We start from the raw sequence: 22,077 nt of genomic DNA on the forward strand, positions 1-22,077 counted from the left end.
GAGGCCGTGCAGAACGGGCGTTTCCGCCACCCTCCCCGCGGCGTTCCCCCAGTATGACTGATCGCCCTGTGCCCCCGTCGGCTTCGGGCAGGAGACCGCGGAGCCAGGGCTCATGCGGCGGCGAGCACGCTCACCAGCACCTGCAGGCCCTCGACGAGGAGGTCGTCGGAGATGCTCAGAGGCGGCAGGAAGCGGATCACGTTGCCGTAGGTGCCGCAGGTGAGCAGCACGACGCCCATGGCGTGGGCGGCAGCCACGACGCGGCCGGTGAGGGCGGCATCCGGGTCTCCGGTCACCGGGTCGACCAGTTCGATGGCGATCATGGCGCCGCGGCCGCGCACATCGCCCACACGCTTGTCGACGGCACGGATGGCGTTCAGCCGCTCGGTCAGGATGGCGCCGATTTCACGGGCGCGCTGGGCCAGGTTCTCGGTCTCATAGCTGCGCATGGTGGCCAGGGCCGCGGCGCAGGCGAGCGGGTTGCCGCCATAGGTGCCGCCGATGCCACCGACCTGCGGTGCGTCCATGATCTCGGCGCGGCCGGTGACGGCGGAGAGCGGCAGGCCGCCGGCGATGCCCTTGGCCATCACCATCAGGTCAGGCACGATGCCCTCGTGGTTGCTGGCGAAGAGGTCGCCGGTGCGGGCGAATCCGGTCTGCACCTCGTCGGCAATGAAGACGACCTCGTTCGCGCGGCACCAGTCCACCAGGGTGGGAAGGAAGCCGGGTGCGGGCACGATGAAGCCGCCCTCACCCTGGATCGGCTCAATGATCAGGGCGGCCAGGTTGTCGGCGCCGACCTGCTTCTCGATCTGGGAAATGGCGCGCCGGGCGGCCCCTACCCCGTCGAGTCCGGCGTCGCGGTAGGGGTACGACATGGGTGCCCGGTAGATCTCCGCGGCGAAGGGGCCGAAGCCATTCTTGTACGGCTGGTTCTTCGCGGTGAGGCCCATGGTCAGGGTGGTGCGGCCGTGGTAAGCGTGGTCGAAGGCGACGACGGCCTGCTTGCCGGTGTAGTGCCGGGCGATCTTGACGGCGTTCTCCACGGCCTCGGCGCCGGAGTTGAACAGGGCGCTGCGCTTGGCGTGGTCGCCCGGGGTGAGCCGGTTGAGCATCTCGGCTACCTCGATGTACGAGTCGTAGGGCGTCACGGTGAAGCACGTGTGCGTGAACTGGGCCAGCTGGGCGGCCACGGCGGCCACGACCTCGGGGGCGCTGTTTCCGATGCCGGTCACGGCGATGCCGCTGCCGAGGTCGATCAGGAAGTTGCCGTCGACGTCGACAAGCACACCGCCGCCGGCCGCGACGATATAGGCAGGCAGGGTCACTCCCACCCCGGCGGAGACGGCCTCGATCTTGCGACGTCCGAGCTCCTGGGACTTCGGGCCGGGGATGGCGGTGACGAGGCGGCGTTCCTGGGGAAGGGACGGCCCGCCGACCGGGATCACAGAAAGGGCGTCTACGAGGGTCATTGCTGCTCCAGTTCGCTGGCTGTTGCATCGGCGCGGGGCCGGCGACGATACCGATTCCAGAAGGCTACGCAGGGCGGCCACCCGCAACATCTGGCACCGTGTACAACGCGCGGGTGAACTTTCGCCACGTTGTACACTCGTCGCATGGCTCCGAACCTGGCCCCGCCGCTCCTGCCCACCGTGCGCCGCCTGCTGGCCCAGCCCGGCCTCCAGCTGCGCCTGCTCACGGCCGAGCCGCAGCTGCCGGCACACGCGCTCGACCAGCCCGTGGAGTGGGTGCACGGCTCCGACCTGGCCGACCCGACGCCGTTTCTCTCCGCCAGCCAGGTGCTCCTCACCACCGGCACCCAGTTCGCCGACCCGATGACGGATGCCTACTACCGCGACTACGTGCGCCGGCTCACGGCCCGCGGCATCGCCTGTCTCGGCTTCGGCACGGAGGTCGTGCGCGCCGGCACGCCGGAGGCCCTCGTTGCGGCCTGCCTTGCCGAGGGGCTGCCCCTGATCGAGGTGCCCTATGACACTCCGTTCATCGCGGTGGCCCGCGCGGCCGGCGACCTGGTCGCCGAGTTGCGCTATGCCCGCAACACCTGGGCGCTGGACGCCCAGCGGGCCATCTCGCACGCGGCCCTCCGACCCGACGGCCTGAGCAACATTCTTAGCGAGCTGTCCCGGCAGCTGGGCCACTGGGTCGCGCTCTTCGACGCGAGCGGCACGCTCGACCGGGTCTTCCCCCGCGACGCGTTCTCCGGTTCCGCCTCCTCCACCGCCCTGCCGCAGGTGCAGGCGGAGGCCGGCCGGCTGCTCCGCCGCGGGCAGCGGGCCGGCACCACCCTCGACGAGGGCGGCGAGACTTTGACCCTGCAGACCCTGGGGAGGCAGGGCCAGCTGCGCGGGGTGCTGGCCCTCGGGGGCGGCACCCTGCTCGACCAGGCCAGCCAGCAGGTGGTGACCAGCGTCATCGCCCTCGCCGGGCTCGCGCTCGAGCAGAACAGCGCCCAGGGTCGCGCCCGCGGCCACCTGCGGTCCGGGCTGCTGCAGGCGCTGCTCGGCGGCGACCTCCCGCTGGTGCAGAGCATCTCCCGGGAGCTCTGGGGTGCCCTCCCGGCCGAGCCGGTACGGGTCGCCGTCGTCTCCCCGCCGCCCGAACGCTTGGACGCTCTGGCCGAGCTGCTCGAACTGCGGGTCGAGGAACGTTCCGGGTACCTGTTCTTCGCCCGCGACGGCGGCCAGGTGCTGCTCATCCTCGATGTCGCCGCCGATCCGGTGCTCGCCGAGCTGGTGGGCCTCGGGCTGCACGTGGGCGTCTCCGACCGGAGCGCCTATCGTGCCCTGCCGCACGCGGCGGCCCAGGCCCGACAGGCGCTCGAGCGCGCCCACGAAGGCGCGGCGGGCATCGTCGAATTCGAGGTGATCTCACGGCAGGGCGTGCTCGCGTTCCTGGCCCGAACGGATGCCTCGGAGGTCGGCCGCGCCACCCTCCGGCCGCTCTCCGACCACGATGCCGCCCACGGCACGGCGCTGCTCCCCACCCTGCGGGTGTGGCTCGAGCGCAACGGCCAGTTCGGCCCGGCCGCGACGGAGCTCGGCGTGCACCGACACACCGTGCGCGGCCGGATCAGCCACGCCGAGCAGTTGCTCGGGCGGGACCTCGGCGCCTTCCACGCCCGCGCCGACCTCTGGGCGGCGCTGCTGGCGTCGGCGGGATAGGCCGGAAACACCGCACGCACGAGGCGGCTCGCACACTGTGACGCAAGCAACCACACACCGGAAAGAGACAATGTTCAGTCTGAAGGACCTTCGCATTCCGATCATCGCGGCACCCATGGCCGGTGGCGCGTCCACCCCAGCCCTGGTGCGCAGCCTCAGCGCGGGGGGCGGCCTCGGGTTCCTGGCCGCCGGGTACAAGACCCCGGATGCGCTGGCCCGGCAGATCGCCGACGTGCACCAGGGCTCGCGGCCGCCGTACGGCGTGAACGTATTCGTTCCCGGGCCACCACTGACCGACCAGGCCGGAGTCGATGCCTACCGCCGGAGCCTGGCAGCGACCGCGCTGGAACACGGCGTGGAATTGCCCCCGACACTGGCCGCGGACGATGACTGGTTCTCCGCCAAGGTGTCCCTTCTCATCGGGCACCGAGTCCCCGTGGTGTCGTTCACCTTCGGGTTACCGCCGGCCGAGGCCGTGGACGGTTTGCACGCCGTCGACGCGTGCGTGATCGCCACGGTCACCTCGGTTCGGGAGGCGGTTCTCGCGGAGGAACGCGGAGTCGATGTGCTCTGCGTGCAGGGCCCGGAAGCAGGCGGACACCGGGCGACCTTCACGACGGCCGAAGAACCGGAGACCACTCCCCTGATCGTACTGGTCCGCGCCATTTCGGACCTGGTGGTTCTGCCGCTCATCGCGGCCGGGGGCATCCACTCCGGTGCCGGGATCGCGACGCTCCTGGCGGCCGGCGCGGACGCCGTGCAACTGGGCACGGCGTTCCTCCGCACCGCGGAGTCCGGCGCCCAGCAGGCGCACAAGGACGCGCTCGTCGACCCGAACTTTGATCGCACCGTGGTCACGCGCGCGTTCTCCGGGCGTCCGGCACGGGGGCTGCGCAACGCGTTCATCATCGAGCACGACGCCACCGCGCCCCGGGCTTATCCTCAGGTGAACCATCTCACCAGTGGCCTCAGGGCGGATGCGGGTCGACGCGGCGACGCCGACGGACTCGCCCTCTGGGCGGGCACCGGCTTCCGCTCTGCCCGCGCAGAACCGGCGGCCGACGTGCTCACCCGGCTGTGGCAGGACGCCCGCGTGTCGCCGAGTCAGCGACCGGTGTCGAACCAATTCGACGGAGATTTTGATGTTTGAGCCGATTCTCGGCCAGTTTAAGGCCGATCCGGGCAAAATCTCCGTCGAATTCGTTCGGGGCACGGTGCGAACACCCAGCGAATAGTCAGCGGCTCAGCGACCAGGGCTTGCGACGCACGAGGATGTGGCCGCGGCTCGTGCTCAGCCGGGTCCACAGGCCCGTCTCGAACAGGCGCACGGGCTCGTTTTTCGGCAGGAAACCGAGGCTGACGGCCGCGAAGGCGGCGCCGGCCGGCACGATTTCCAGGCCGGGGATCGGGCGGCTCCAGACTTCGGAGCGCACCCGCTGCACGATCTGCCCGCCGGTTCCCGCCGGGATGACGGCGGCGACTTCCTCAATGCCGGCCTGCGCCGCACCGTCGAGCAGGGCGGCATCCGTTTCACCGAGCAGGGTCCAGCCGCCTTGGGGCGGCGAGATACCGGCCCAGGTCACGGTGGTCACTTCCAGCGGCACGGTTACGGTCACTGTCGCCTCGTCCTCCAGCACGGCCGCGGTGAGGCGGGCGAGGCGGTCCAGCAGGGAGCGCACGGGAACGACCGCGTCGAGCTCGACCGGTGCGGTGAGCGCGAAGGTGCGCAGGCCCAGCACGGTCGGGCTGGAGTCGAGGAGACCGCGCGGGTAGAGGATCGCGGTGTAGACAGCGAGCACCCCCGCGGCCTGAATGAGGCGCACGGAACCGTCCTCCACCCGGCTAGCGCGGGAGAGGTAGACCTGGAGGTCGCGAAGGGACAGGGACTCTGGGAGAGAAAATGACTTACTCATCTGCTCCTAAACTACCAAGGTACGGCGCGCGTCACACCGGTGCGCGCGTCTGCTCCGCCACGCGCCTGAGGAGGCCACATGGACTTGCCGATGGAGGGCCTTCTAACCGCCCTGGACCTCACCGACACGGGCGCCCGCACCAGCGAGGACATCTTCACCGGGCCGTCGCAGTGGATGCCGCTCGGCCGCGTTTTCGGCGGGCAGGTGCTCGCCCAGTCACTGGTCGCCGCGATGCGCACGGTTCCCGACGACCGCCATGTGCACTCGATGCACGGCTATTTCCTGCGCCCCGGCGACGTGGGCCAGCCGATCACCTTCTCCGTCGATCGCATCCACGACGGCCGCTCCTTCTCCACCCGCCGCACGCAGGCCTATCAGGACGGGCATCCGATCCTGTCGATGATCGCCTCGTTCCAGGACGGTGATGAAGGCCTCGAGCACCAGATCGAGATGCCAACCGATATGCCCGACCCGGAGTCCTTGCCGACGGCGGCGGATGCTTTGGCCCAGGTCGACCACTCCATCGCCCGCTACTGGGCGAACGAGCGTCCGTTCGACATGCGGCACCTGCCGTCGCCGATCTACCTCAAGGTGGACGGCGAGCACACCTCTCGCCAGGCCGTGTGGATGAAGACCATGGGCCCGTTGCCCGACGACCCTGACCTGCACCGCGCCGCGCTGGCATACGCCAGCGACTACTCGATCATGGAGCCTGTCATGCGTCGCCACGGCGTGGCCTGGGCCACACCCGGGCTCAAGGTTGCGAGCCTGGACCACGCCATGTGGTTCCACCGCTTCGGCCGGGTCGACGAGTGGATGCTCTACGTACAGGATTCCCCGACCGCCCAGGGTGGACGCGGGCTCTCCACCGGCAGCATCTACAGCCGGGCGGGCCTGCTTCTCGCCACGGTCGCGCAGGAGGGCATGCTGCGCGTGCCCACGAACGCAGAGTAGCCTCTCTCACATGCTCTGAGCGTCTCTGAGCATCTCTATACGCCCGCCCGATCGAGGAGAACCATGACGAACGCCACCGACATCTCCCGCCGCACCGCGCTCCTGCTCGGCACCGCTGGCACCGCCGTCGCGCTGGTCGGCTGCAGCACCGACGGCGCCGCAGACTCCGGCACCGGCACCGGCAACATTGGCCCGGTGGAGTTAGCCAAGCTCGCCGACATCCCCGTGGGCGGTTCGATCGAGGCCTCCCTCGATGGCAAGCCCATCCTGATCAGCCAGCCCGCGGCCGGCACCGTGGTGGCGTTCAGCGCGATCTGCACCCACCAGGGCTGCGTGGTCAAAGCGGTAAAGGACGAGTTCGACTGCCCCTGCCACGGCTCGAAGTTCGACCGTGCCACCGGCGAGGCCCTCGCCGGACCGGCGACCGAACCGCTGGCGTCGGTGAAGGTCACCGTCACCGGCGACGCCGTCACCGCCGGCTGAGGCGGACTGCGTCCGGGCCGGCCTACTCAGCCGGCAGGGACGCGCGCCGGGTGAATCGGATGGGTTCGTCTACGTATGGAGCCCAAGCGGCGCGCTCGACCTCGTTGATCTTGCGCGGCCGCTCGGTCGCGGCATCCACCAACACGATTGTGGTGCTCGCCTGCGCGAAGAGAACCGCTGGCTCCAGGCCGATCGGAGTCCAGACCTCGTAGCAGACCTCGAGGCTGGCGCCGCCGAGCTTGCCGAGCCAGAGACGGATGTCCAGAGGCTGCCTCAGATACGGAATCGGAGCCAGATACTCGGCCTCCATCCGCGCGATCAGGGTCAGCGTCGCCGCGCCCGGGCGCCCGTCCAGCACGGCGGTGCCGGCGAACGCCCCGGGGCCGTCGCCGTCTTCATCCGGCCAGAACGCCTGGATGCGCGCATCCTCGAGCACACGCAACAACTCGGCGTTGTTGACGTGGCCGTAGGCGTCCAGATCCGACCAGCGCAACTTCACCGGCACGCGCAGCTTCACCGCGGGTCCTAGTCGCGGGTCAGCTTGCGGTACGCGGACCGGTGCGGTTTCGCGGCATCCGGGCCAAGGCGTTCGATCTTGTTCTGCTCGTACGACTCGAAGTTGCCCTCGAACCAGTACCAGTTCGCCGGGTCTTCGTCGGTGCCCTCATAGGAGAGGATGTGCGTGGCGATTCGGTCAAGGAACCACCGGTCGTGGGTGATGACCACGGCGCAGCCGGGGAATTCAAGGAGCGCGTTCTCGAGCGAGCCGAGGGTTTCGACGTCCAGGTCGTTGGTGGGCTCGTCGAGCAGCAGCAGGTTGCCGCCCTGCTTGAGGGTGAGCGCCAGGTTGAGGCGGTTGCGCTCACCACCGGAGAGCACGCCGGCCTTCTTCTGCTGGTCGGGACCCTTGAAGCCGAATGTGGACACGTAGGCCCGCGACGGGATCTCGGTCTTGCCGACCTGGATATAGTCCTGGCCGTCGGAGACGACCTCCCAAAGCGACTTGTTCGGGTCGATGCCCGCGCGGCTCTGGTCGACGTAGGAGATGTCGACCGTCTCGCCGATCTTCAGTTCACCCAGGTCCAGTGGCTCGAGTCCGACAATCGTCTTGAACAGCGTGGTCTTGCCCACGCCGTTGGGGCCGATGATGCCGACGATGCCGTTGCGCGGGAGGGTGAAGGAGAGATCCTCGATGAGGACCCGGTCGCCGAAGCCCTTCTTGACCTTCTTGGCGTCGATGACCTGGGCACCGAGGCGCGGGCCGACGGGAATCTGGATCTCTTCGAAGTCAAGCTTGCGGGTGCTCTCGGCCGCTGCCGCCATCTCTTCGTAGCGGGCGAGACGCGCCTTCGACTTTGCCTGGCGGCCCTTCGCATTCGAGCGCACCCATTCGAGCTCGTCCGCGAGGCGCTTGGCCATCTTCGCGTCCTTCTTGCCCGCGATGAGCAACCGTTCCTGCTTCTTCTCGAGGTAGGTCGAGTAGTTGCCCTCGTAGGGGTACAGGTGGCCGCGGTCGACTTCGGCGATCCACTCGGCCACGTGGTCGAGGAAGTACCGGTCGTGGGTGACGGCGAGAACGGCGCCGGGGTACTGGGCCAGGTGCTGCTCGAGCCAGAGCACGCTTTCGGCGTCGAGGTGGTTGGTGGGCTCGTCAAGGAGGAGCAGGTCGGGCTTCTGCAGCAGCAGCTTGGTCAGCGCCACGCGGCGCTTCTCACCGCCGGAGAGGTCGGCGACGGAGTAATCGCCCGGCGGGGTGCGGAGGGCGTCCATGGCCTGCTCCAGCTGGGAATCGAGGTCCCAGGCGTCGGCGGCGTCGATGGCCTCCTGCAGCGTGCCCATTTCGGCCAGCAGTGCGTCGAAGTCCGCGTCGGGTTCGCCGAGCGCGAGGCTGATCTCGTTGAACCGGTCGACCTTGGCCTTGATCGGGCCGACGCCCTCCTGCACATTCTCGAGGACCGTCTTGGCCTCGTCGAGTTCGGGCTCCTGCATCAGGATGCCGACCGAGTAGCCGGGCGAGAGCTTCGCCTCGCCGTTGCTGGGGGTGTCCAGCCCGGCCATGATCTTCAGGATCGTGGATTTTCCGGCGCCGTTCGGCCCCACGATACCGATTTTGGCGCCGGGGAAGAACGACATGGTGACGTCGTCGAGGATCAGTTTGTCGCCGACCGCCTTGCGAGCGCGGACCATCGTGTAGATAAATTCAGCCATAGTGCTTACCAGTCTATTTGCCGCGTGGCCCCGACCAGACACGTTCCGGATGCGAGGATCGCCGTGACCGCGCTGTGGTACCCGCCCGTGGCCGGTCCGTTCTGCCCGATCAGGCATTCGCCGTTGAACCGAACGGAGAACTGGATAGAGTCCGCTGGGAGGTCGATGTTGGTCTCGTCGAAGGTAACCTCCATTTGGGCCCGGTCGAAGCCGGAGGCCCCCAGCGCGTCCACGAATGCCCGCCCGCCGGCATTCTCGTCGGCGGTGACGACCGCCGTGGCGACGCTGTCGAAGTAGGCCAGGTTCGCCGCGGCATCCTTCTCCGGCTGTAGCTGCGGCGCGGGTATGGGCGCCGCGCTCGCGGTCGGACGAGCCGACGCCGACGCCGACGCCGTGGCCGTGCTCGAGGAAGTCGCGGCCGGTGCCGCCGAGCAGGCCGCGAGGCTGACCGTGACGGCCAGCCCGAGCAGCAACGCGCTACCGGTGCGTGGGGAACGGATGCCGGTTCGACGACTACGGGTTTCCCGATCTGATGGTGCCGGCACGTGGTCCTTCCGCGACCGCGGTGCGGTCAGACCTCTGAGTCTGCCAGATGCCCCGTGTCCCCGAGAGTCTATTCCGGTCACTGTCCCGGTGACTGTGCCGGACACTGTGCCGAGTTGCCGCCATCAGGAATCGACCCCGACTAGCGCCGCGGACTCTGCCTCGTCGCGCATCGGGGGTGCGTCGTCAGTATCGGCAGGTAGGAAGCCGTCCGTGGGCTCGGTCGGATGTGGCGCCGACGCTGCGCCGGGCGGCGGCGAGCGCGTGTAGACGGTGCTGCACCAGGCCAGGTCGTGCCCGACGGTCTCTGCCTCGACCTCGACCGAGGTACCGTTGCGGTCGGCATTTTCCCACGGCCGGATGCGCAACCGCCCCGCCACGACTACGTGCTCACCCTTCTGCACCGAGCGCTCCACGTTGTGGGCGAGCTGCCGGAAGGAGGACACCGTGTACCAGTTGGTCTCGGCGTCAACCCAGGTCTGTTTCACACGGTCGAAGCGACGCTGGCTTGATGCCAGCCGAAACGACGTGATGGCCAGCCCCGAACTGGTCACGAGGTGACGGGGCGTGGTGGCCACGATTCCGGTCACGGTGATGCTGTCGCTCATTACGGTCTCCCTCATCCTGTGAGCCCCGGACGAATGCCCGGAACACGCGACCTGGAGCGACGGCTCGTGCCCGTCTCCGCCGCCCCAGATCGCGTACTCCGAGTGTGCGGCGGCAGGACGACGCGCGGCCGCGGCATCCGGAACCTGTGCCGAATGACCGCCCCCCGCAGCTGGGGAGGGCTGGGCTCGCTTCTGACGGAGAGGGTCCGGGTGCGCGCCGCGGTCGATGCCGAACCAATTCGACGGAGATTCTCCTGTGAAAGCGCTCTTTCCCAGTTTCTAGTGCCGCTTTGGGCAAAATCTCCGTCGAATTCGTTTGGCTCCGGGTTTCCGCACGGCGGTCTCGGCGGCGCTGGCACGGCAGCTAGAAAACCCGTTCATTTCGCCGCGCTCGGCGATACTCGCCGCCTACGAGTACACGAACTCGCGCTGCTAGAGGAGGTATTCGGCGTAGGACTTGCGGATCTTGTTCACCTTGGGCAGCGCGACGGCCATGCAGTAGCCCTGACCTGGGTTTTTGGCGAAGAAGTCCTGGTGGTGGTCCTCGGCTACGAAGTATTCGCCGAGCGGATCGATCGTGGTGACGACGCCGCCGCCCCACCATTCGGCGGCGCGAGTGCGAGCGGTTTCGAAGAGCCGCTTCTGCGCGTCGTCGGCATAGAACATCGCCGACCGGTACTGGGTGCCCACGTCGGCGCCCTGGCGGTTCAGCTGGGTCGGGTCGTGCAGCGAGAAGAACACGTCGAGGATGACGCTGGCCGGGATGACCTCCGGGTCGAACGTCACGGCGATGGCCTCGGCGTGGCCGGTACGGCCCGTGCACACCGACTCATACGTTGGCCGTTGAGCCCCTCCCCCGGTATACCCGGAAACCACCTCGCTCACGCCACGCAACACCCGATACACGGCATCGAGACACCAGAAACATCCACCTGCGACCACAAAAGTTTGCACACCCCTAGAGTAACGGCATGACCTTCGTGCCAGCTCCGAACCGCTATGCCGACATGACCTACCGACGCGTCGGACGGAGCGGCCTCAAACTGCCGGCGCTGTCTCTCGGCCTCTGGCACAACTTCGGCCACGAGCGCCCGATCGAGACCCAACGCGCCATCCTGCGCCGTGCCTTCGACCTGGGGGTCACCCACTTCGACCTGGCCAACAACTACGGTCCTCCTCCCGGAGCCGCCGAGACCAACTTCGGCCGCATCTGCGCCGAAGATTTCCGGGCCTACCGCGACGAGATGATCATTTCCAGCAAGGCCGGCTACGACATGTGGCCGGGCCCCTACGGCGACTTCGGTTCTCGCAAGTACCTGCTCTCCTCCCTCGACGCGAGCCTGGGCCGGCTCGGCGTCGACTACGTCGACATCTTCTACTCCCACCGGCCGGACCCGGAGACTCCCATCGAGGAGACCATGGGCGCGCTGGCGTCGGCGGTGCAGCAGGGAAAGGCCCTCTATGTCGGCATCTCCAGCTACACCCCCGAGCAGACGCGGGCCGCGGCGGCGGCGCTGGCCGAGCACAAGATCCCCCTCCTGATCCACCAGCCGCGTTACTCGATGTTCGACCGCCACATCGAAGACGGGCTCTTCCCCGTGCTCGACGAGCTCGGCATGGGCAGCATCGTCTTCTCGCCGCTCGCACAGGGACTTCTCACCGACCGCTACCTGGACGGCACCGTTCCGGCAGGCTCGCGGGTCGCGACGAGCGATTTCCTGTCGGAGGACGTTCTCACCGACACCTACCAGGGCCGTGCCCGCGCCCTGAACGAGATTGCCGCCGCGCGCGGCCAGACGCTGGCCCAGCTGGCGGTCACCTGGATCCTGCGCCAGCCGTCGGTGACCAGTGTGCTGGTCGGCGCGAGCAGCCTGAACCAGCTCGAGCAGACCGTGGCGGCCTTGGATGCCCCGCCTCTCACCCAGATCGAAATCGACGAGATCGAACCGTACGCCGTGCACGGCACCGGTCTGGGCTGAGCGAAGTGGGCTACCTCTACGCTCTCCTCGCGTCGCTGCTCTTCGGCCTCAACGGCAGCACCACCAAGGTGATCGTGGATGCGGGCCTGTCCCCGGCCCAGCTGACCTTCTTCCGGGTCACGGTCGTCGCCCTCCTGGCCGGCGGTCTGTTGCTCGTGACCAACCGGCGGGCGTTCCGCATCAGCCTGCGCCAGCTCGCGGTAATGGCCATCCTGGGGGTGGCCGGGGTCGCCCTGATCCAGTGGTTCTACGCAGTGGCGATCAGTCTGCTGCCGGTGGGCATCGCGCTCATGCTCGAGTACACCGGGGTGCTGATCGTCGCCCTGGTCGCCCGGTTCGTCTTCAAGGAGCGGGTCAAATCCCGCATCTGGCTGGCCATCGGCTGCGTTCTGATCGGCATGGCCGTCGTCGCCCAGATCTGGGCCAGCACCCTCTCTGAACTGGGTGTGCTGGCGGGAATCCTCGCCGCAATCTGCCTGGCAGTGTATTTCCTGGTCGGGGAGCGGCAGGTCGCCGCGACCTCGCCACTGGCCGTGTCGTTCTGGTCCATGCTTTTCGCCAGCGCGTTCTGGCTCGTGTTCAGCGCCTGGTGGCAGGTCGAGCCGCAGACCCTGGTTCAGGATGTCGCGTTGAACGGCAACCTCGGGGCGGTGTCTCTCCCGCTGTGGCTGCTGACGCTGTGGAACGGCGTGTTCGGCTCCTTCGCCCCGTATCTGTTCTCGTACATGGCGCTCGGCCGACTGACTGCCACGGCGGCCGGCATCGTGTCTGCCTCAGAGGTGATCTTCGCCTTCGCGTTCGCGTTCCTCTGGCTCGGCGAGTCCCTCGACGGGCTGCAGATGGCGGGGGTGGTCCTTGTGCTCGCGGGCATCGTCGTCGCCCAGACCGCACGTCCGAACCGGGTTGTGGACCTCGACCTGGCCAGCCAGGACATGGTTTTGCTGAACGGACCTCTGCGGTAGCGCCGAAACCACTGTCGGTGGCTCTCCGTAGCCTGAGGGGACCCTCACCCGCGTACGGTCGATCTCGGAGAATTCCATGTCCACACCAGCGTCCCCACTTCCCCGACTGCCGGTCATCCGCGGTCTGCAGTTTGTTCCCGTGAAAGACGGCCTCTGGCGGGTCTCGAACCGGTCCGGCATGGTGCTCGGGCACATCGAGCGGCGCACCGAGGTCGACGGCGACCACTTCGCCGCGCGGCGCCTGCTCGCCGCCACCCGCACAATGAACGTCGGTTCGTTCTGGCGCATTGACGACGCGGCCGACTGCTTCCGCTGACTGCACGCACCTCTCCGCAGGGCACGCCGCGCCGCTCCCGGAGATCGGGACGAGACGCCGGTAAAGTGCGCTCATGCAGTGGTGGAATAGTTTCGTATCCTGGCTCACGGCAGCCAGCAATCAGTCCATGGTTTTCAGCGCCGTGGTGCTCATCGTCTCGATCGTCGTCGCCAGCCTTCTGGCGGCGGTGATCTCCCGCGGGGCGATCAAACGCCTCTTGGCGCAGAACGACCGGGCTCTCAAGGCGGCCGTGATCGGCACCCTCGTGGATGCCGCGACCGAGGCATCCGTCTGGAACTCGCTCACGCCGCAGGAGCAGGTCATGGCGGACCGCGCGGTGGGCCAGGCCGACGTGCAGCTACGCCTCCTGCCGATCAAGGGTTCGGGCGTCGCCGCGAACTGGGCCGCGCATCAACTCGCTGAGCTCAAGCGCACCTCGGCCACGTTCGGGTACCAGCTCGAGCCCGCGCTGCTCGAGTTCCGCGACCGCCTGGTCGAATGGCAGGACAAGCCGGGCCGCACCCGCAAGATCTTCCAGAGCGACCTCGACCGGTGGAAGGTCTCCAAGAACAGCACCGAGAAGAACCTCCTCGCCGAGCAGGATGCCTGGACCGCCCAGCAGCACCACGACCAGTTCACCGCCGCGCCGGCCGCGCCCGTGCCTGCCCCGCTACAATATGCGTCTGGAACGGCCTCGGCGTCGACGGAGACCCAGCGCCTCCTCGACGACGTGCAGGCACTGGAAGTGCGCCCCACCCCGCTCCAGAGCTAGACGTCCGTGAGCCGCCGCCGCGCTCCCGAGCGAGGCGGCGGCGGCTCACAGCTCTCACGAGTCAGCGCCACCACTCGTCGAACATCGATGCCGGGACCTGGCGCTTGTGCTCGGTGCCGAGGTAGCGGTTCTCGATCGTCTCGGCGACGAGATCGTCGACGGGCAGCCCTTCCAGGAAGTCGTCGATCTGCTCGTACCGCAACCCCAGGTTGGCCTCGTCGGTCTGGCCGGGGTTGTCGTCGAGAAGGTCGGCAGTCGGCGCCTTGAGGTATAACCGGTCCGGCGCCCCCAGCTCGACCAGAAGCGCTCGCCCCTGACGCTTGGTCAGTCCGGTCAGCGGCAGGATGTCCGTGCCGCCGTCGCCGTACTTGGTGAAGAATCCCGTGACCGCCTCGGCGGCGTGGTCGGTGCCCACGACCAGCAGGCCGGCCGAGCCGGCGAGGGCATACTGGGCGACCATGCGCACCCGGGCCTTGACGTTTCCCTTGTCGAAGTCCGGCAGCGGGCGGCCCGTCGCATCGGCGAATTCCGCTTCGATGCCGTCGACGGCGCGCTTGATGTCGAAGGTGACGGTCGACGCAGGACGAATGAATTCCAGGGCGAGCTGCGCGTCCTCCTCGTCCCGCTGCACCCGGTACGGCAGGCGCACGGCCTGGAAGATGGCCGAATGTCCCGCCTCGGCGAGCTGCTCCACGGCCAGCTGGCACAGACGGCCGGCCAGGCTGGAATCCTGACCCCCGCTGATGCCGAGCACGAGGCCCTGTGCCCCCGTTCGGAGCAGGTAGTCCGCGAGGAACTGCACTCTGCGGCGAACCTCGGAGGATGCATCGATATGGGGGGACACGTTCAGCTCCGCGATGATTCGCGCCTGTAGTTCTCGCATTTCCCGAATCTACCAAACCGAGGGTAGAGCAACAGGATTCACGGGTGTTGTGCGGTGCCCCCGGTAGGAATCGAACCTACGACAAGCGGATTAGAAGGCCGCTGCTCTATCCACTGAGCTACGGGGGCGAAGAACGATCAACAATACCGCAGACCCGGCCCGCCGGCGCTCAAACGGCCTTCGCGGCCGCCACGAGCACCTGGGCGAGTGTCGGCACACCCGTGGCCCGGAAGGCCTCGATCCCGGCCGCGTCCCGGATGATCACCGTGGGGGTGATCCGGATGCCGTCGGCCTCGGCTTCCGCGACGTCCCGCACCACGTCGAGCTCACGCACGGTCGCCTGGGGCACGAGGCGTTCGACCTCGGCCAGGACTGCCCGGGTCTGCATGCAGGGCTCACAGAAGGCGGAGGAGAAGTACGTCAATTCCATGCGAGGTAGTCTACGGAGCGAACGTCTCAGTCGCACCGCTGCCGGGATCAGCGCAACAGGGCCGGTCGGCGTCCGCCGTTAGACTCGGCACATGAAAAAAAGTAGTGACCGGTTGGTGTGGATTGACTGCGAGATGACCGGTTTGGACATTGATTCCGACGAGTTGGTGGAGATCGCTGTAGTGATCACCGATTACGACCTGAACATCATCGACCCGGGACTCGACCTCATCATCAAGCCGAATCAGGCGTCGCTGGAGAACATGAACGACTTCGTGCGCAACATGCACGAGACCAGCGGGCTGATCAACGAGATCCCGAACGGAATCAGCGCCGCCGAGGCCGAGACCCTGGTGCTGGAATACGTACTGCAGTTCATCCCGGCCGAGCAGAGGGCTCCGCTGGCGGGAAATTCCATCGGCACCGACCGGGCCTTCCTGATGAAATTCATGCCTCGCCTCGACGCCCAGCTGCACTACCGCAACGTCGACGTGTCCTCGATCAAGGAACTCGCACGCCGCTGGTACCCTCGGGTGTACTTCAACGCCCCCGCGAAAGACGGCGGACACCGCGCCCTGGCTGACATCCTCGAATCCATCCGCGAACTGGCGTACTACCGCCAAACCGTGTTCGTGGCCGACCCCGGGCCGTCCAGCCAACAGGCGAAGAACAGCGCGGCCGAAGCCGTGAACATTTTCGCTGCGAACATGTAATACACTTGTCAAGTTGCCTTCTCTATGAGAAAGCAGCGCATGGTGGGTATAGCTCAGCTGGTAGAGCATCCGGTTGTGGTCCGGAAGGCCGCGGGTTCAAGCCCCGTTACTCACCCCAATTGAAACACGCAGAAACAGTCCATCGAACGCGCGACCGGGCCCTCGGATCCGGCCGCGCGTTCGCATTTCCGGCATCGAAACGCCTCACCGAAATGGTGTCCTCGCCTCGGCCTCCCCGCCGATCCAACGGCGTCCGGGACAGCTGAAAGGGATCTCTCCATGCGTGCTCGTTTCGCCCTCCCCGCCGTCGCTGCGGTGGCCGCCTCCCTGCTCACCGGCTGCGTCGACAACACTGTGCCGGTTCCCGGAGCCGACGCCACCGCGCCCGCCAAGACCGTGACCGAAGATGCCGCCGCCTCGGCGCTGCTCCCGGAGAAGGTCCGCGCCTCCGACACGCTCGTGATCGGCACGAGCCCGAATTACTCCCCCAACGAGTTCAAGGACGATTCCGGCAACCCGATCGGCTGGGGAGTCGAACTCGGCGCCGCGGTTGCCGCGAAGTTGGGTCTGACCGCCGACTACAAGGTCGCGAATTTCGACACCATAATCCCGAGCATCATCGGCGGCGAGATGGACCTGGGAAACTCGTCCTTCACCGTCAACCTGAAGCGCCAGGAGCAGGTCGACTTCGTCAACTACTACACGGCCGGCATCCAGTGGGCCTCCGCCACCGGCACCACCGTCGACCCCGACGACGCCTGCGGCCTGAAGATCGCCGTGCAGTCCACCACCTACGAGGACACCGACGAAATCCCGGCCAAGAGCGCCGCATGCGTCGCCGCCGGAAAGCCCCCGATCGACAAGCTCAAGTTCGACACCCAGGACCTGGCCACGAACGCCACTGTGCTCGGCCAGGCCGACGCCTTCAGCGCAGACTCCCCGGTCACCCTCTACGCGATCCAGCAGACCGCGGGCAAGCTGCAGAAGGCCGGCACCTCCTTCGACGAGGCACCGTACGGCATGGCCGTGGCGAAGGACTCCGGGATGGCAGCGGCCGTGCAGGCTGCCCTGCAGTCCATGGTCGACGACGGCTCCTACGGCGAGATCCTCAAGACCTGGGGCGTCACCGACGGCGGCCTGAGCACCATCACGATCAACGGCTGACCGGCTCCCTGAGAGGCTGAACGAATGTGAGATGCTGAACGGATGCCGCAGCTGACTCACGAGGAGTTCGAGCGTCTCGTCGTCGACGAGCTCGACCTCCTGCCCGACGACATGGTCGACGGCCTGGACAACGTGATCTTCGTGGTCGAGGACCGACCCGAAGACGGCACGATGGACACCCTCGGGCTCTATGACGGGGTTGCCCTGACCGAGCGCGGGCAGTACGGCTTCGGTGAGATGCCGGACCGGATCGTGCTCTACCGGGAGCCGCTGCTGGAGCTCTGCGCGGATCTCGGGGAGTTGCGCGACCAGGTGCACATCACTCTGGTGCATGAGATCGCCCATTTCTACGGCATCGACGACGACAGGCTGCACGACCTCGGCTGGGGATGACCAACCACCGTTAGCCTTGCGTCATGAGTAGATCCCGGCCTGCCCGCGTCATCGGCGCCACGGTCGGCGCCCTCGTCATCCTGTCCGTCGGCGTCTACGGGCCGGCCACCCTACTGGGGCCGTTGCCTGAGGCCACCGCCACGCTGGTCACGCCGGCGGCCGGCGAGTCGGTTCCGTTCCCGCCCGCGCTGCCGGCCACCGGCGGCAGCGCCGTCATCGGCCTGGCCACGGTCACACCCGATCCGGCCTTCCCGGAGACGACGGCGCTGGACGCCGACGCTCTCGCCACCACCCTGCCTCTCGCCGTGGCCGGCACGGCCGAACCGCTGCCGATGGCCGCGGCGACGAAGATCGTGACCGCCCTGGTCGTGCTCGACGCGAAACCGCTGACCCTTGGTGAGACGGGGCCTCAGATCCCGATCACGGCCGCGGATTACCAGGACTACATCGACTACGGCAATTCCGGTGCCCGCACCGTCGTGGTCTTCCCGGGCGAACTGTGGACCGAGACCGAGCTGCTCCAGGCGATGATCCTCGGCTCCAGCAACAATCACGCCGACACGCTGGCGCGTTGGGCCTTCGGCTCCCTCGACGCCTACAGCGCCGCCGCCAACGCCTGGCTGGGCAAGCAGGGCCTCGACGGCACTCGTGTCGCCGACGCCACCGGGCTCAACGACGAAAGCGTCGGAACGGCCACCGACCTTGCCCGGCTGGCCGGCCTGGCCGCCGCCGACCCGGTGATCGGTGCCATCCTCTCCCAGCCGGCCTCCGCCCTGGTGGGCCAGCGCGGCGTGGACAACACCACGGCGTTCCTGGCCGAGGAGGGCGTCACCGGCATCACCCGCAGCTACACGGACGGGGCGGGCGTCTGTTTTCTCTTCACCGGTCAGGTGCAGGGCCCGGACTCGACCTACACCTTTGCCGGTGCCCTGCTCGGCGAACCCGATTACGACACCCTGACCAGTGACGTCACCGCCCTGATGGAGAGCGCCCGCGCCGGGGTACGCGAGCTGCCAACCCTCGCCCAGGGTGACGCCTACGTGGAGTTCAGCACACCGTGGGGGGCCGAGGCCTCCGGAACCGTGCGCACGGCCACGACGACGTACGGCTGGCAGGCCCAGGCGCCGGGCGACGCGGAGGTGATCCTGGAGACGGTGTCGACCGGCCGGGCGGGCAAGACCGTCGGCCGGGTCACGGTGGAGACCGGGGGCACCGAGGTGACGTCGACGCTGGTGCTCGACCGCACGATCAGCGCGCCGGGCCTCGGTTGGCGGCTCCTGCACCCCGTGCCGATGATCTCGGCGCTGATCGCCGCGGACCGCTAGCGGCGAAAGGCTGCCGCGACCGCCCGCCGGCTACTGGTCTGCGGCTACTCGCGCTCGCCGGTCGGCAGGAACGGGTCGCTCTCGCCCGCGTCGAACCGGTAGCGCACGTGCACGCGGCCCTGCACATCGCGCACGTCCTCCTCGTCGTACCAGAACAGCGTTTCGACCCCCTCGACGGCGGCCATCATGCTGACCCGGGCGTCATGTTTGCCCTGGATCAGCACCCGGGTGTCGACCTGGCCCGCGAGGGGACCGTCAATGAATTCCGCGGTGTAAACGACATTTTCAGCACCTTGATCAGCCATGCCTCCAACCTAGTCCCGGGCACCGACTTACGGGCGACGGATGTCCGGGGTCCCGGCCAGCCGGATCGTCGCCTGCCGCTCGGGCGCCTCCCGCTCTCGGTAAGCGTCCCAGCCCGCTTCCCACTGGTCCCAGTGCGACCGGAACAGTTCGCCGTCCCGGGCGAGGGCCCGCTGCTTGCGGATGCGGTCGTCGGCGGCCAGCCAGACCCGGATGTCGCTGAGTGGCGCGTGGGCGGCCGCCAGGGTTCCGCAGCCCTCCACGATCAGCGGGCGGGCCGGGTCGACCGGGTGCCATTCTGCCAACTCGCGCCGCTCCCAGTCATAGCGCCGCCAGGCGGCGGGCCGGCCCAGTCTTCTCGGGGCGAGCACCTGTTCGCGCAGGTGCGTGACGGCGGCGTCCAGCCCCTGCCAGCCGGGGTAGATGTCATCCAGCCGCACCAGGGTGGGCCGGAGCGGTCCCGGCCAGGCGACGACAAGCGCGTCGGCGAGGGTGCTCTTGCCGGCGCCGCTCGGCCCGTCGATGAGAACGACGGGCGCCACCCCGGCGGCGGCAAGGTCGCGGAGCACGGGGGCCAGCAGCATCCGTCGGTCACCGACCGGATCGGGGGCGGCCGGTTCGAGGGCGGCCGTGGGCAGATCAGGTGAGGACAAAGTTCCAGCTTCCCGTCGCCACGGAGACGCTCACCGAGAGCAGGGCCACGGCCAGACCGATGCCGACCAGGGCCACCTCGCGCCCCCGGAAGCTGGAGGGGCGGGCCCAGGTGCGCCGCACCGAGGCGCCGAACCCGCGGGCCTCCATCGCCGTCGCGAGTTTGCTGCCGCGCCGGATCGACAGCACCAGCAGGGCGAAGGCCTGGCTGAGCAGCCGGCGCAGGACGCCGCGGTCCGCGATGCCGCGGGCCCGCCGGGCCAATTCGAGGGCGCGCCAGTCCTCGAGGAACAGGCCGACCAGGCGCAGCCCGGCCAGACCGCCAAGCACGAAGCGGGCCGGCAGTTTCACGACTTGGCCGAGGCCGTCGGCCAGGTCGGTGGGGTCGACGGTCACGAAGAGCACGACCGACGGCAGTCCGATGGCGAGGATGCGCAGGGTCGTGGCGATGGCCAGCTCGAGTGATCCCTCGGTCACGTTCACCAGCCCGAAAGACCAATAGACCGCCCCGGCCGCCTGCCCGTAGAGCAGGGTGGTGACGCCGGCGGTGGGTGCGGCGATCCAGACCGGCAGGGTGCGCACCGCGAAGGCCTTCAGGGACAGCCCGGCCCAGAAGAAGAGCACGAACTCGCAGGCGAGGGCGACGACTGCGGAGACCCAGTCGATGGTGAGGATGAGCACGCCCGCCAGCAGCAGCGCGGCGGCCAGCTTCGCGACCGGGTTGATCCGGAAGATGGCCTGGGTTCCCCGGGCAGGCGTCAGCACGCTCACCGGGACACCGCCGCCCGCGGCGTGACGCTGCGGCCGGCCCGCCCGGCCAGATGGTACTCCCGGTCAGCCAGGGCGACCACGAAGTCGGTGTCGTGCGAGACGGCGACCACCGCGGTGCCCTCCCGCAGGAGTTCGTCGAGCAGGGCCACGATCTCCCGCCAGGTGCGCAGGTCCTGGCCGAAGGTGGGCTCGTCGAGCATGAGCAGTCGTGGCTGGGTGGCCAGCACGGTGCCCACCGACAGCCGACGTTTCTCTCCGCCGGAGAGGGTGAACGGGTTCGCCTCGGCCAGGTGATCCAGGCGCAGGCGCTGCAGCACCTCGTCGACCCGGGCATTGATGTTCGCCTCCGGCCGTTTGAGGGCGCGCGGCCCTACGGCGAGTTCGGCCCGCACGGTGGCGGCCACGAACTGGTGCTCCGGGCTCTGGAACACAGTGCCGATGCGGGTGAGCAGCTGGCGGGACTTCCAGCGGATCGGTTCCTCGTCGGCCCCGCCGGCGAACTCCGGGCTCGCGAGAACCGCTCCCCCGGCCGGTTTTAGCAGGCCGGCGAGGGTGAGCATCAGGGTCGATTTGCCGGCGCCGTTCGGTCCGGTGACTGCCAGAGCGGTGCCGGCGTGCACCGTGAGGTCGATGTCCCGGGCGAGCACGTCGGCGCGCGTGCGCGCGACCGCGAGGCCGGGCGTGCGGAGCAGAGGGACCGAGCCGGGCGCCGACGCCGAGCTGGTCTCGCGCCGCGATGCAGTCAGGCCGTTGCCCCGCCCGGGCACCCAGACACCCGCGGCCGCGAGCCGTTCCCCCTGCCTGGTCAGCACGTCGTCGGGATGGCCGTCGGCCAGCACTCCCCCGGCCGCGTCGAGCACGATCACCCGGTTCACAAGGTTCTGCCAGACGGCGACCCGATGTTCGATCACGATGAACGTCGCCGCGGAGTTCTCGAGCACGCGGGCAACGGAATCGCGCACATCCAGCACGCCTCCAGGGTCGAGATTCGCTGTGGGTTCGTCGAGCAGCAGCAGCCCCGGCCGCATCGCCAGCACCCCAGCGAGGGCGAGGCGCTGCTTCTGTCCACCCGACAGCGACGACGTCGGATGGCTGAGCGGCAGGTTCAGGCCGACCATGTCCAGGGCGTCGCTCACCCGGCGCCAGATCTCTTCGCGGGGCACCCCCAGGTTCTCGCAGCCGAAGGCGACGTCGTCGCCCACCCGCGCCAGGATCACCTGGGAGTCAGGGTCCTGCAGCAGCAGCCCGGCCTGGCCGCGCGCTGCGGTCGGCTCGGCGCCGTTTACAAGCAGCTGACCGCGCTGCTCGCCCTCCTCGTCGCCGCCGAGAACCCCGGCGAGGGCGTGCAGCAGAGTGGATTTGCCGGCCCCGGAGGCGCCGAGCAGCAGCACGCGCTCGCCCGGCTCGATTCTCAGGTCGAGGCCGTTGACGGCCCAGCCCCGCCGCCCGGCATGCCGCCATCCCCAGCCGCGGGCCACGACGGACGCTCCCGAGACGGATGCCGCTGCTGCCGGTGTCATCGCCG

Annotated in this window: 25 protein-coding genes and 2 tRNA genes; 13 read left to right on the top strand and 14 right to left on the bottom strand. The window is 68.6% G+C overall.

Features of this window, described 5'->3' with window-relative positions; translation table 11 throughout:
• Positions 1 to 110: 110 nt before the first annotated feature.
• Positions 111 to 1,472 (bottom strand): 4-aminobutyrate--2-oxoglutarate transaminase, encoded by a 1,362-nt coding sequence (gabT, locus tag E3N86_RS13045; protein WP_134374204.1) that lies wholly within the window; start codon positions 1,470 to 1,472, stop codon positions 111 to 113.
• A gap of 144 nt (positions 1,473 to 1,616) precedes the next feature.
• Here gabT and E3N86_RS13050 point away from each other — a divergent pair, with 144 nt between their 5' ends.
• Together E3N86_RS13050 and E3N86_RS13055 are read left to right on the top strand one after the other, a co-directional pair.
• On the top strand, positions 1,617 to 3,182 hold the full coding sequence (locus E3N86_RS13050) for a PucR family transcriptional regulator (RefSeq protein ID WP_134512114.1): 1,566 nt from the start codon (positions 1,617 to 1,619) through the stop codon (positions 3,180 to 3,182).
• 70 nt (positions 3,183 to 3,252) lie between these two features.
• Positions 3,253 to 4,332, top strand: a complete 1,080-nt coding sequence (locus E3N86_RS13055; RefSeq protein WP_134374208.1) for a nitronate monooxygenase family protein — start codon at positions 3,253 to 3,255, stop codon at positions 4,330 to 4,332.
• Positions 4,333 to 4,417: 85 nt separating this feature from the next.
• Here the strand turns inward: E3N86_RS13055 and E3N86_RS13060 are convergent, their stop codons facing one another.
• Entirely contained in the window at positions 4,418 to 5,095 is a 678-nt protein-coding gene (locus tag E3N86_RS13060; protein WP_104103304.1) for a hypothetical protein, read from the bottom strand.
• A 78-nt stretch (positions 5,096 to 5,173) separates the two neighbouring features.
• On the opposite strand from E3N86_RS13060, the gene E3N86_RS13065 reads away from it, so the two are divergent.
• Entirely contained in the window at positions 5,174 to 6,049 is an 876-nt protein-coding gene (locus E3N86_RS13065; protein ID WP_233191540.1) for an acyl-CoA thioesterase II, read from the top strand.
• 63 nt (positions 6,050 to 6,112) lie between these two features.
• Entirely contained in the window at positions 6,113 to 6,532 is a 420-nt protein-coding gene (locus E3N86_RS13070) for a ubiquinol-cytochrome c reductase iron-sulfur subunit (protein WP_134374210.1), read from the top strand.
• 22 nt (positions 6,533 to 6,554) lie between these two features.
• Here E3N86_RS13070 and E3N86_RS13075 read toward each other — a convergent pair whose 3' ends face one another.
• From E3N86_RS13075 to msrA, 5 genes are all read right to left on the bottom strand, one after another.
• Complete coding sequence (locus E3N86_RS13075; protein ID WP_104103299.1) at positions 6,555 to 7,049, bottom strand: thioesterase family protein; 495 nt, start codon at positions 7,047 to 7,049, stop codon at positions 6,555 to 6,557.
• 8 nt (positions 7,050 to 7,057) lie between these two features.
• Complete coding sequence (gene ettA, locus E3N86_RS13080) at positions 7,058 to 8,740, bottom strand: energy-dependent translational throttle protein EttA (RefSeq protein WP_134374212.1); 1,683 nt, start codon at positions 8,738 to 8,740, stop codon at positions 7,058 to 7,060.
• Positions 8,741 to 8,745: 5 nt separating this feature from the next.
• A complete protein-coding gene (locus E3N86_RS13085) occupies positions 8,746 to 9,285 on the bottom strand; it encodes a hypothetical protein (RefSeq protein ID WP_241986115.1) in 540 nt (179 codons plus the stop codon).
• Between the two features lie 123 nt (positions 9,286 to 9,408).
• Positions 9,409 to 9,891 (bottom strand): single-stranded DNA-binding protein, encoded by a 483-nt coding sequence (locus tag E3N86_RS13090; protein WP_104103293.1) that lies wholly within the window; start codon positions 9,889 to 9,891, stop codon positions 9,409 to 9,411.
• A 432-nt stretch (positions 9,892 to 10,323) separates the two neighbouring features.
• Positions 10,324 to 10,845: a peptide-methionine (S)-S-oxide reductase MsrA gene (gene msrA / locus E3N86_RS13095; RefSeq protein WP_134343113.1), complete on the bottom strand. Its 522-nt coding sequence runs from the start codon at positions 10,843 to 10,845 to the stop codon at positions 10,324 to 10,326.
• A gap of 17 nt (positions 10,846 to 10,862) precedes the next feature.
• On the opposite strand from msrA, the gene E3N86_RS13100 reads away from it, so the two are divergent.
• The 4 genes from E3N86_RS13100 (at position 10,863) to E3N86_RS13115 (ending at position 13,920) form a co-directional block, all read left to right on the top strand.
• Complete coding sequence (locus E3N86_RS13100; RefSeq protein ID WP_134343112.1) at positions 10,863 to 11,870, top strand: aldo/keto reductase; 1,008 nt, start codon at positions 10,863 to 10,865, stop codon at positions 11,868 to 11,870.
• 5 nt (positions 11,871 to 11,875) lie between these two features.
• Entirely contained in the window at positions 11,876 to 12,832 is a 957-nt protein-coding gene (locus E3N86_RS13105; protein WP_134343111.1) for a DMT family transporter, read from the top strand.
• 76 nt (positions 12,833 to 12,908) lie between these two features.
• Positions 12,909 to 13,148, top strand: coding sequence for a DNA mismatch repair protein (locus tag E3N86_RS13110; protein ID WP_104103281.1), 240 nt, complete (start codon positions 12,909 to 12,911; stop codon positions 13,146 to 13,148).
• 73 nt (positions 13,149 to 13,221) lie between these two features.
• Positions 13,222 to 13,920, top strand: coding sequence for a hypothetical protein (locus E3N86_RS13115; protein WP_104103279.1), 699 nt, complete (start codon positions 13,222 to 13,224; stop codon positions 13,918 to 13,920).
• 61 nt (positions 13,921 to 13,981) lie between these two features.
• Here the strand turns inward: E3N86_RS13115 and nadE are convergent, their stop codons facing one another.
• The 3 genes from nadE to E3N86_RS13130 all read right to left on the bottom strand — a co-directional run bounded on the left by nadE (position 13,982) and on the right by E3N86_RS13130 (position 15,233).
• Entirely contained in the window at positions 13,982 to 14,803 is an 822-nt protein-coding gene (nadE, locus tag E3N86_RS13120; RefSeq protein WP_134374214.1) for an ammonia-dependent NAD(+) synthetase, read from the bottom strand.
• 55 nt (positions 14,804 to 14,858) lie between these two features.
• Positions 14,859 to 14,931: transfer RNA gene (locus tag E3N86_RS13125), tRNA-Arg, on the bottom strand.
• 41 nt (positions 14,932 to 14,972) lie between these two features.
• A complete protein-coding gene (locus E3N86_RS13130) occupies positions 14,973 to 15,233 on the bottom strand; it encodes a thioredoxin (protein ID WP_134374216.1) in 261 nt (86 codons plus the stop codon).
• A 91-nt stretch (positions 15,234 to 15,324) separates the two neighbouring features.
• Between E3N86_RS13130 and orn the strand changes: the two genes are divergently transcribed.
• From orn to E3N86_RS13155, 5 genes are all read left to right on the top strand, one after another.
• The gene (gene orn / locus E3N86_RS13135) at positions 15,325 to 15,945 is read left to right on the top strand and encodes an oligoribonuclease (protein WP_104103271.1); all 621 of its coding nucleotides are present in this window, start codon (positions 15,325 to 15,327) and stop codon (positions 15,943 to 15,945) included.
• Positions 15,946 to 15,987: 42 nt separating this feature from the next.
• Positions 15,988 to 16,063 (top strand) — tRNA-His (locus E3N86_RS13140).
• Positions 16,064 to 16,224: 161 nt separating this feature from the next.
• A complete protein-coding gene (locus E3N86_RS13145) occupies positions 16,225 to 17,109 on the top strand; it encodes an ABC transporter substrate-binding protein (RefSeq protein WP_134374218.1) in 885 nt (294 codons plus the stop codon).
• 42 nt (positions 17,110 to 17,151) lie between these two features.
• Positions 17,152 to 17,502, top strand: a complete 351-nt coding sequence (locus E3N86_RS13150; RefSeq protein WP_134374220.1) for a metallopeptidase family protein — start codon at positions 17,152 to 17,154, stop codon at positions 17,500 to 17,502.
• Positions 17,503 to 17,525: 23 nt separating this feature from the next.
• On the top strand, positions 17,526 to 18,827 hold the full coding sequence (locus E3N86_RS13155; RefSeq protein ID WP_134374222.1) for a D-alanyl-D-alanine carboxypeptidase family protein: 1,302 nt from the start codon (positions 17,526 to 17,528) through the stop codon (positions 18,825 to 18,827).
• Positions 18,828 to 18,871: 44 nt separating this feature from the next.
• Here E3N86_RS13155 and E3N86_RS13160 read toward each other — a convergent pair whose 3' ends face one another.
• From E3N86_RS13160 to E3N86_RS13175, 4 genes are read right to left on the bottom strand one after another with little or no spacing between them, the layout of a single operon-like run.
• A complete protein-coding gene (locus E3N86_RS13160; protein ID WP_104103259.1) occupies positions 18,872 to 19,132 on the bottom strand; it encodes a hypothetical protein in 261 nt (86 codons plus the stop codon).
• A gap of 27 nt (positions 19,133 to 19,159) precedes the next feature.
• The gene (locus E3N86_RS13165; RefSeq protein WP_241973344.1) at positions 19,160 to 19,783 is read right to left on the bottom strand and encodes an ATP-binding protein; all 624 of its coding nucleotides are present in this window, start codon (positions 19,781 to 19,783) and stop codon (positions 19,160 to 19,162) included.
• Positions 19,770 to 20,552 carry an energy-coupling factor transporter transmembrane protein EcfT gene (locus E3N86_RS13170; RefSeq protein WP_134343107.1) on the bottom strand — a complete coding sequence of 261 codons (783 nt, stop codon included), beginning with the start codon at positions 20,550 to 20,552 and terminating at the stop codon, positions 19,770 to 19,772. Before E3N86_RS13170 ends, E3N86_RS13165 begins: the two co-directional genes overlap by 14 nt.
• Entirely contained in the window at positions 20,549 to 22,072 is a 1,524-nt protein-coding gene (locus E3N86_RS13175; RefSeq protein ID WP_134420119.1) for an ABC transporter ATP-binding protein, read from the bottom strand. The genes E3N86_RS13170 and E3N86_RS13175 overlap by 4 nt, the downstream gene beginning before the upstream one ends.
• Positions 22,073 to 22,077: the final 5 nt, after the last annotated feature.

Source organism: Cryobacterium sp. Hz7 (assembly GCF_004402815.1).
Classification (GTDB): domain Bacteria; phylum Actinomycetota; class Actinomycetes; order Actinomycetales; family Microbacteriaceae; genus Cryobacterium; species Cryobacterium sandaracinum.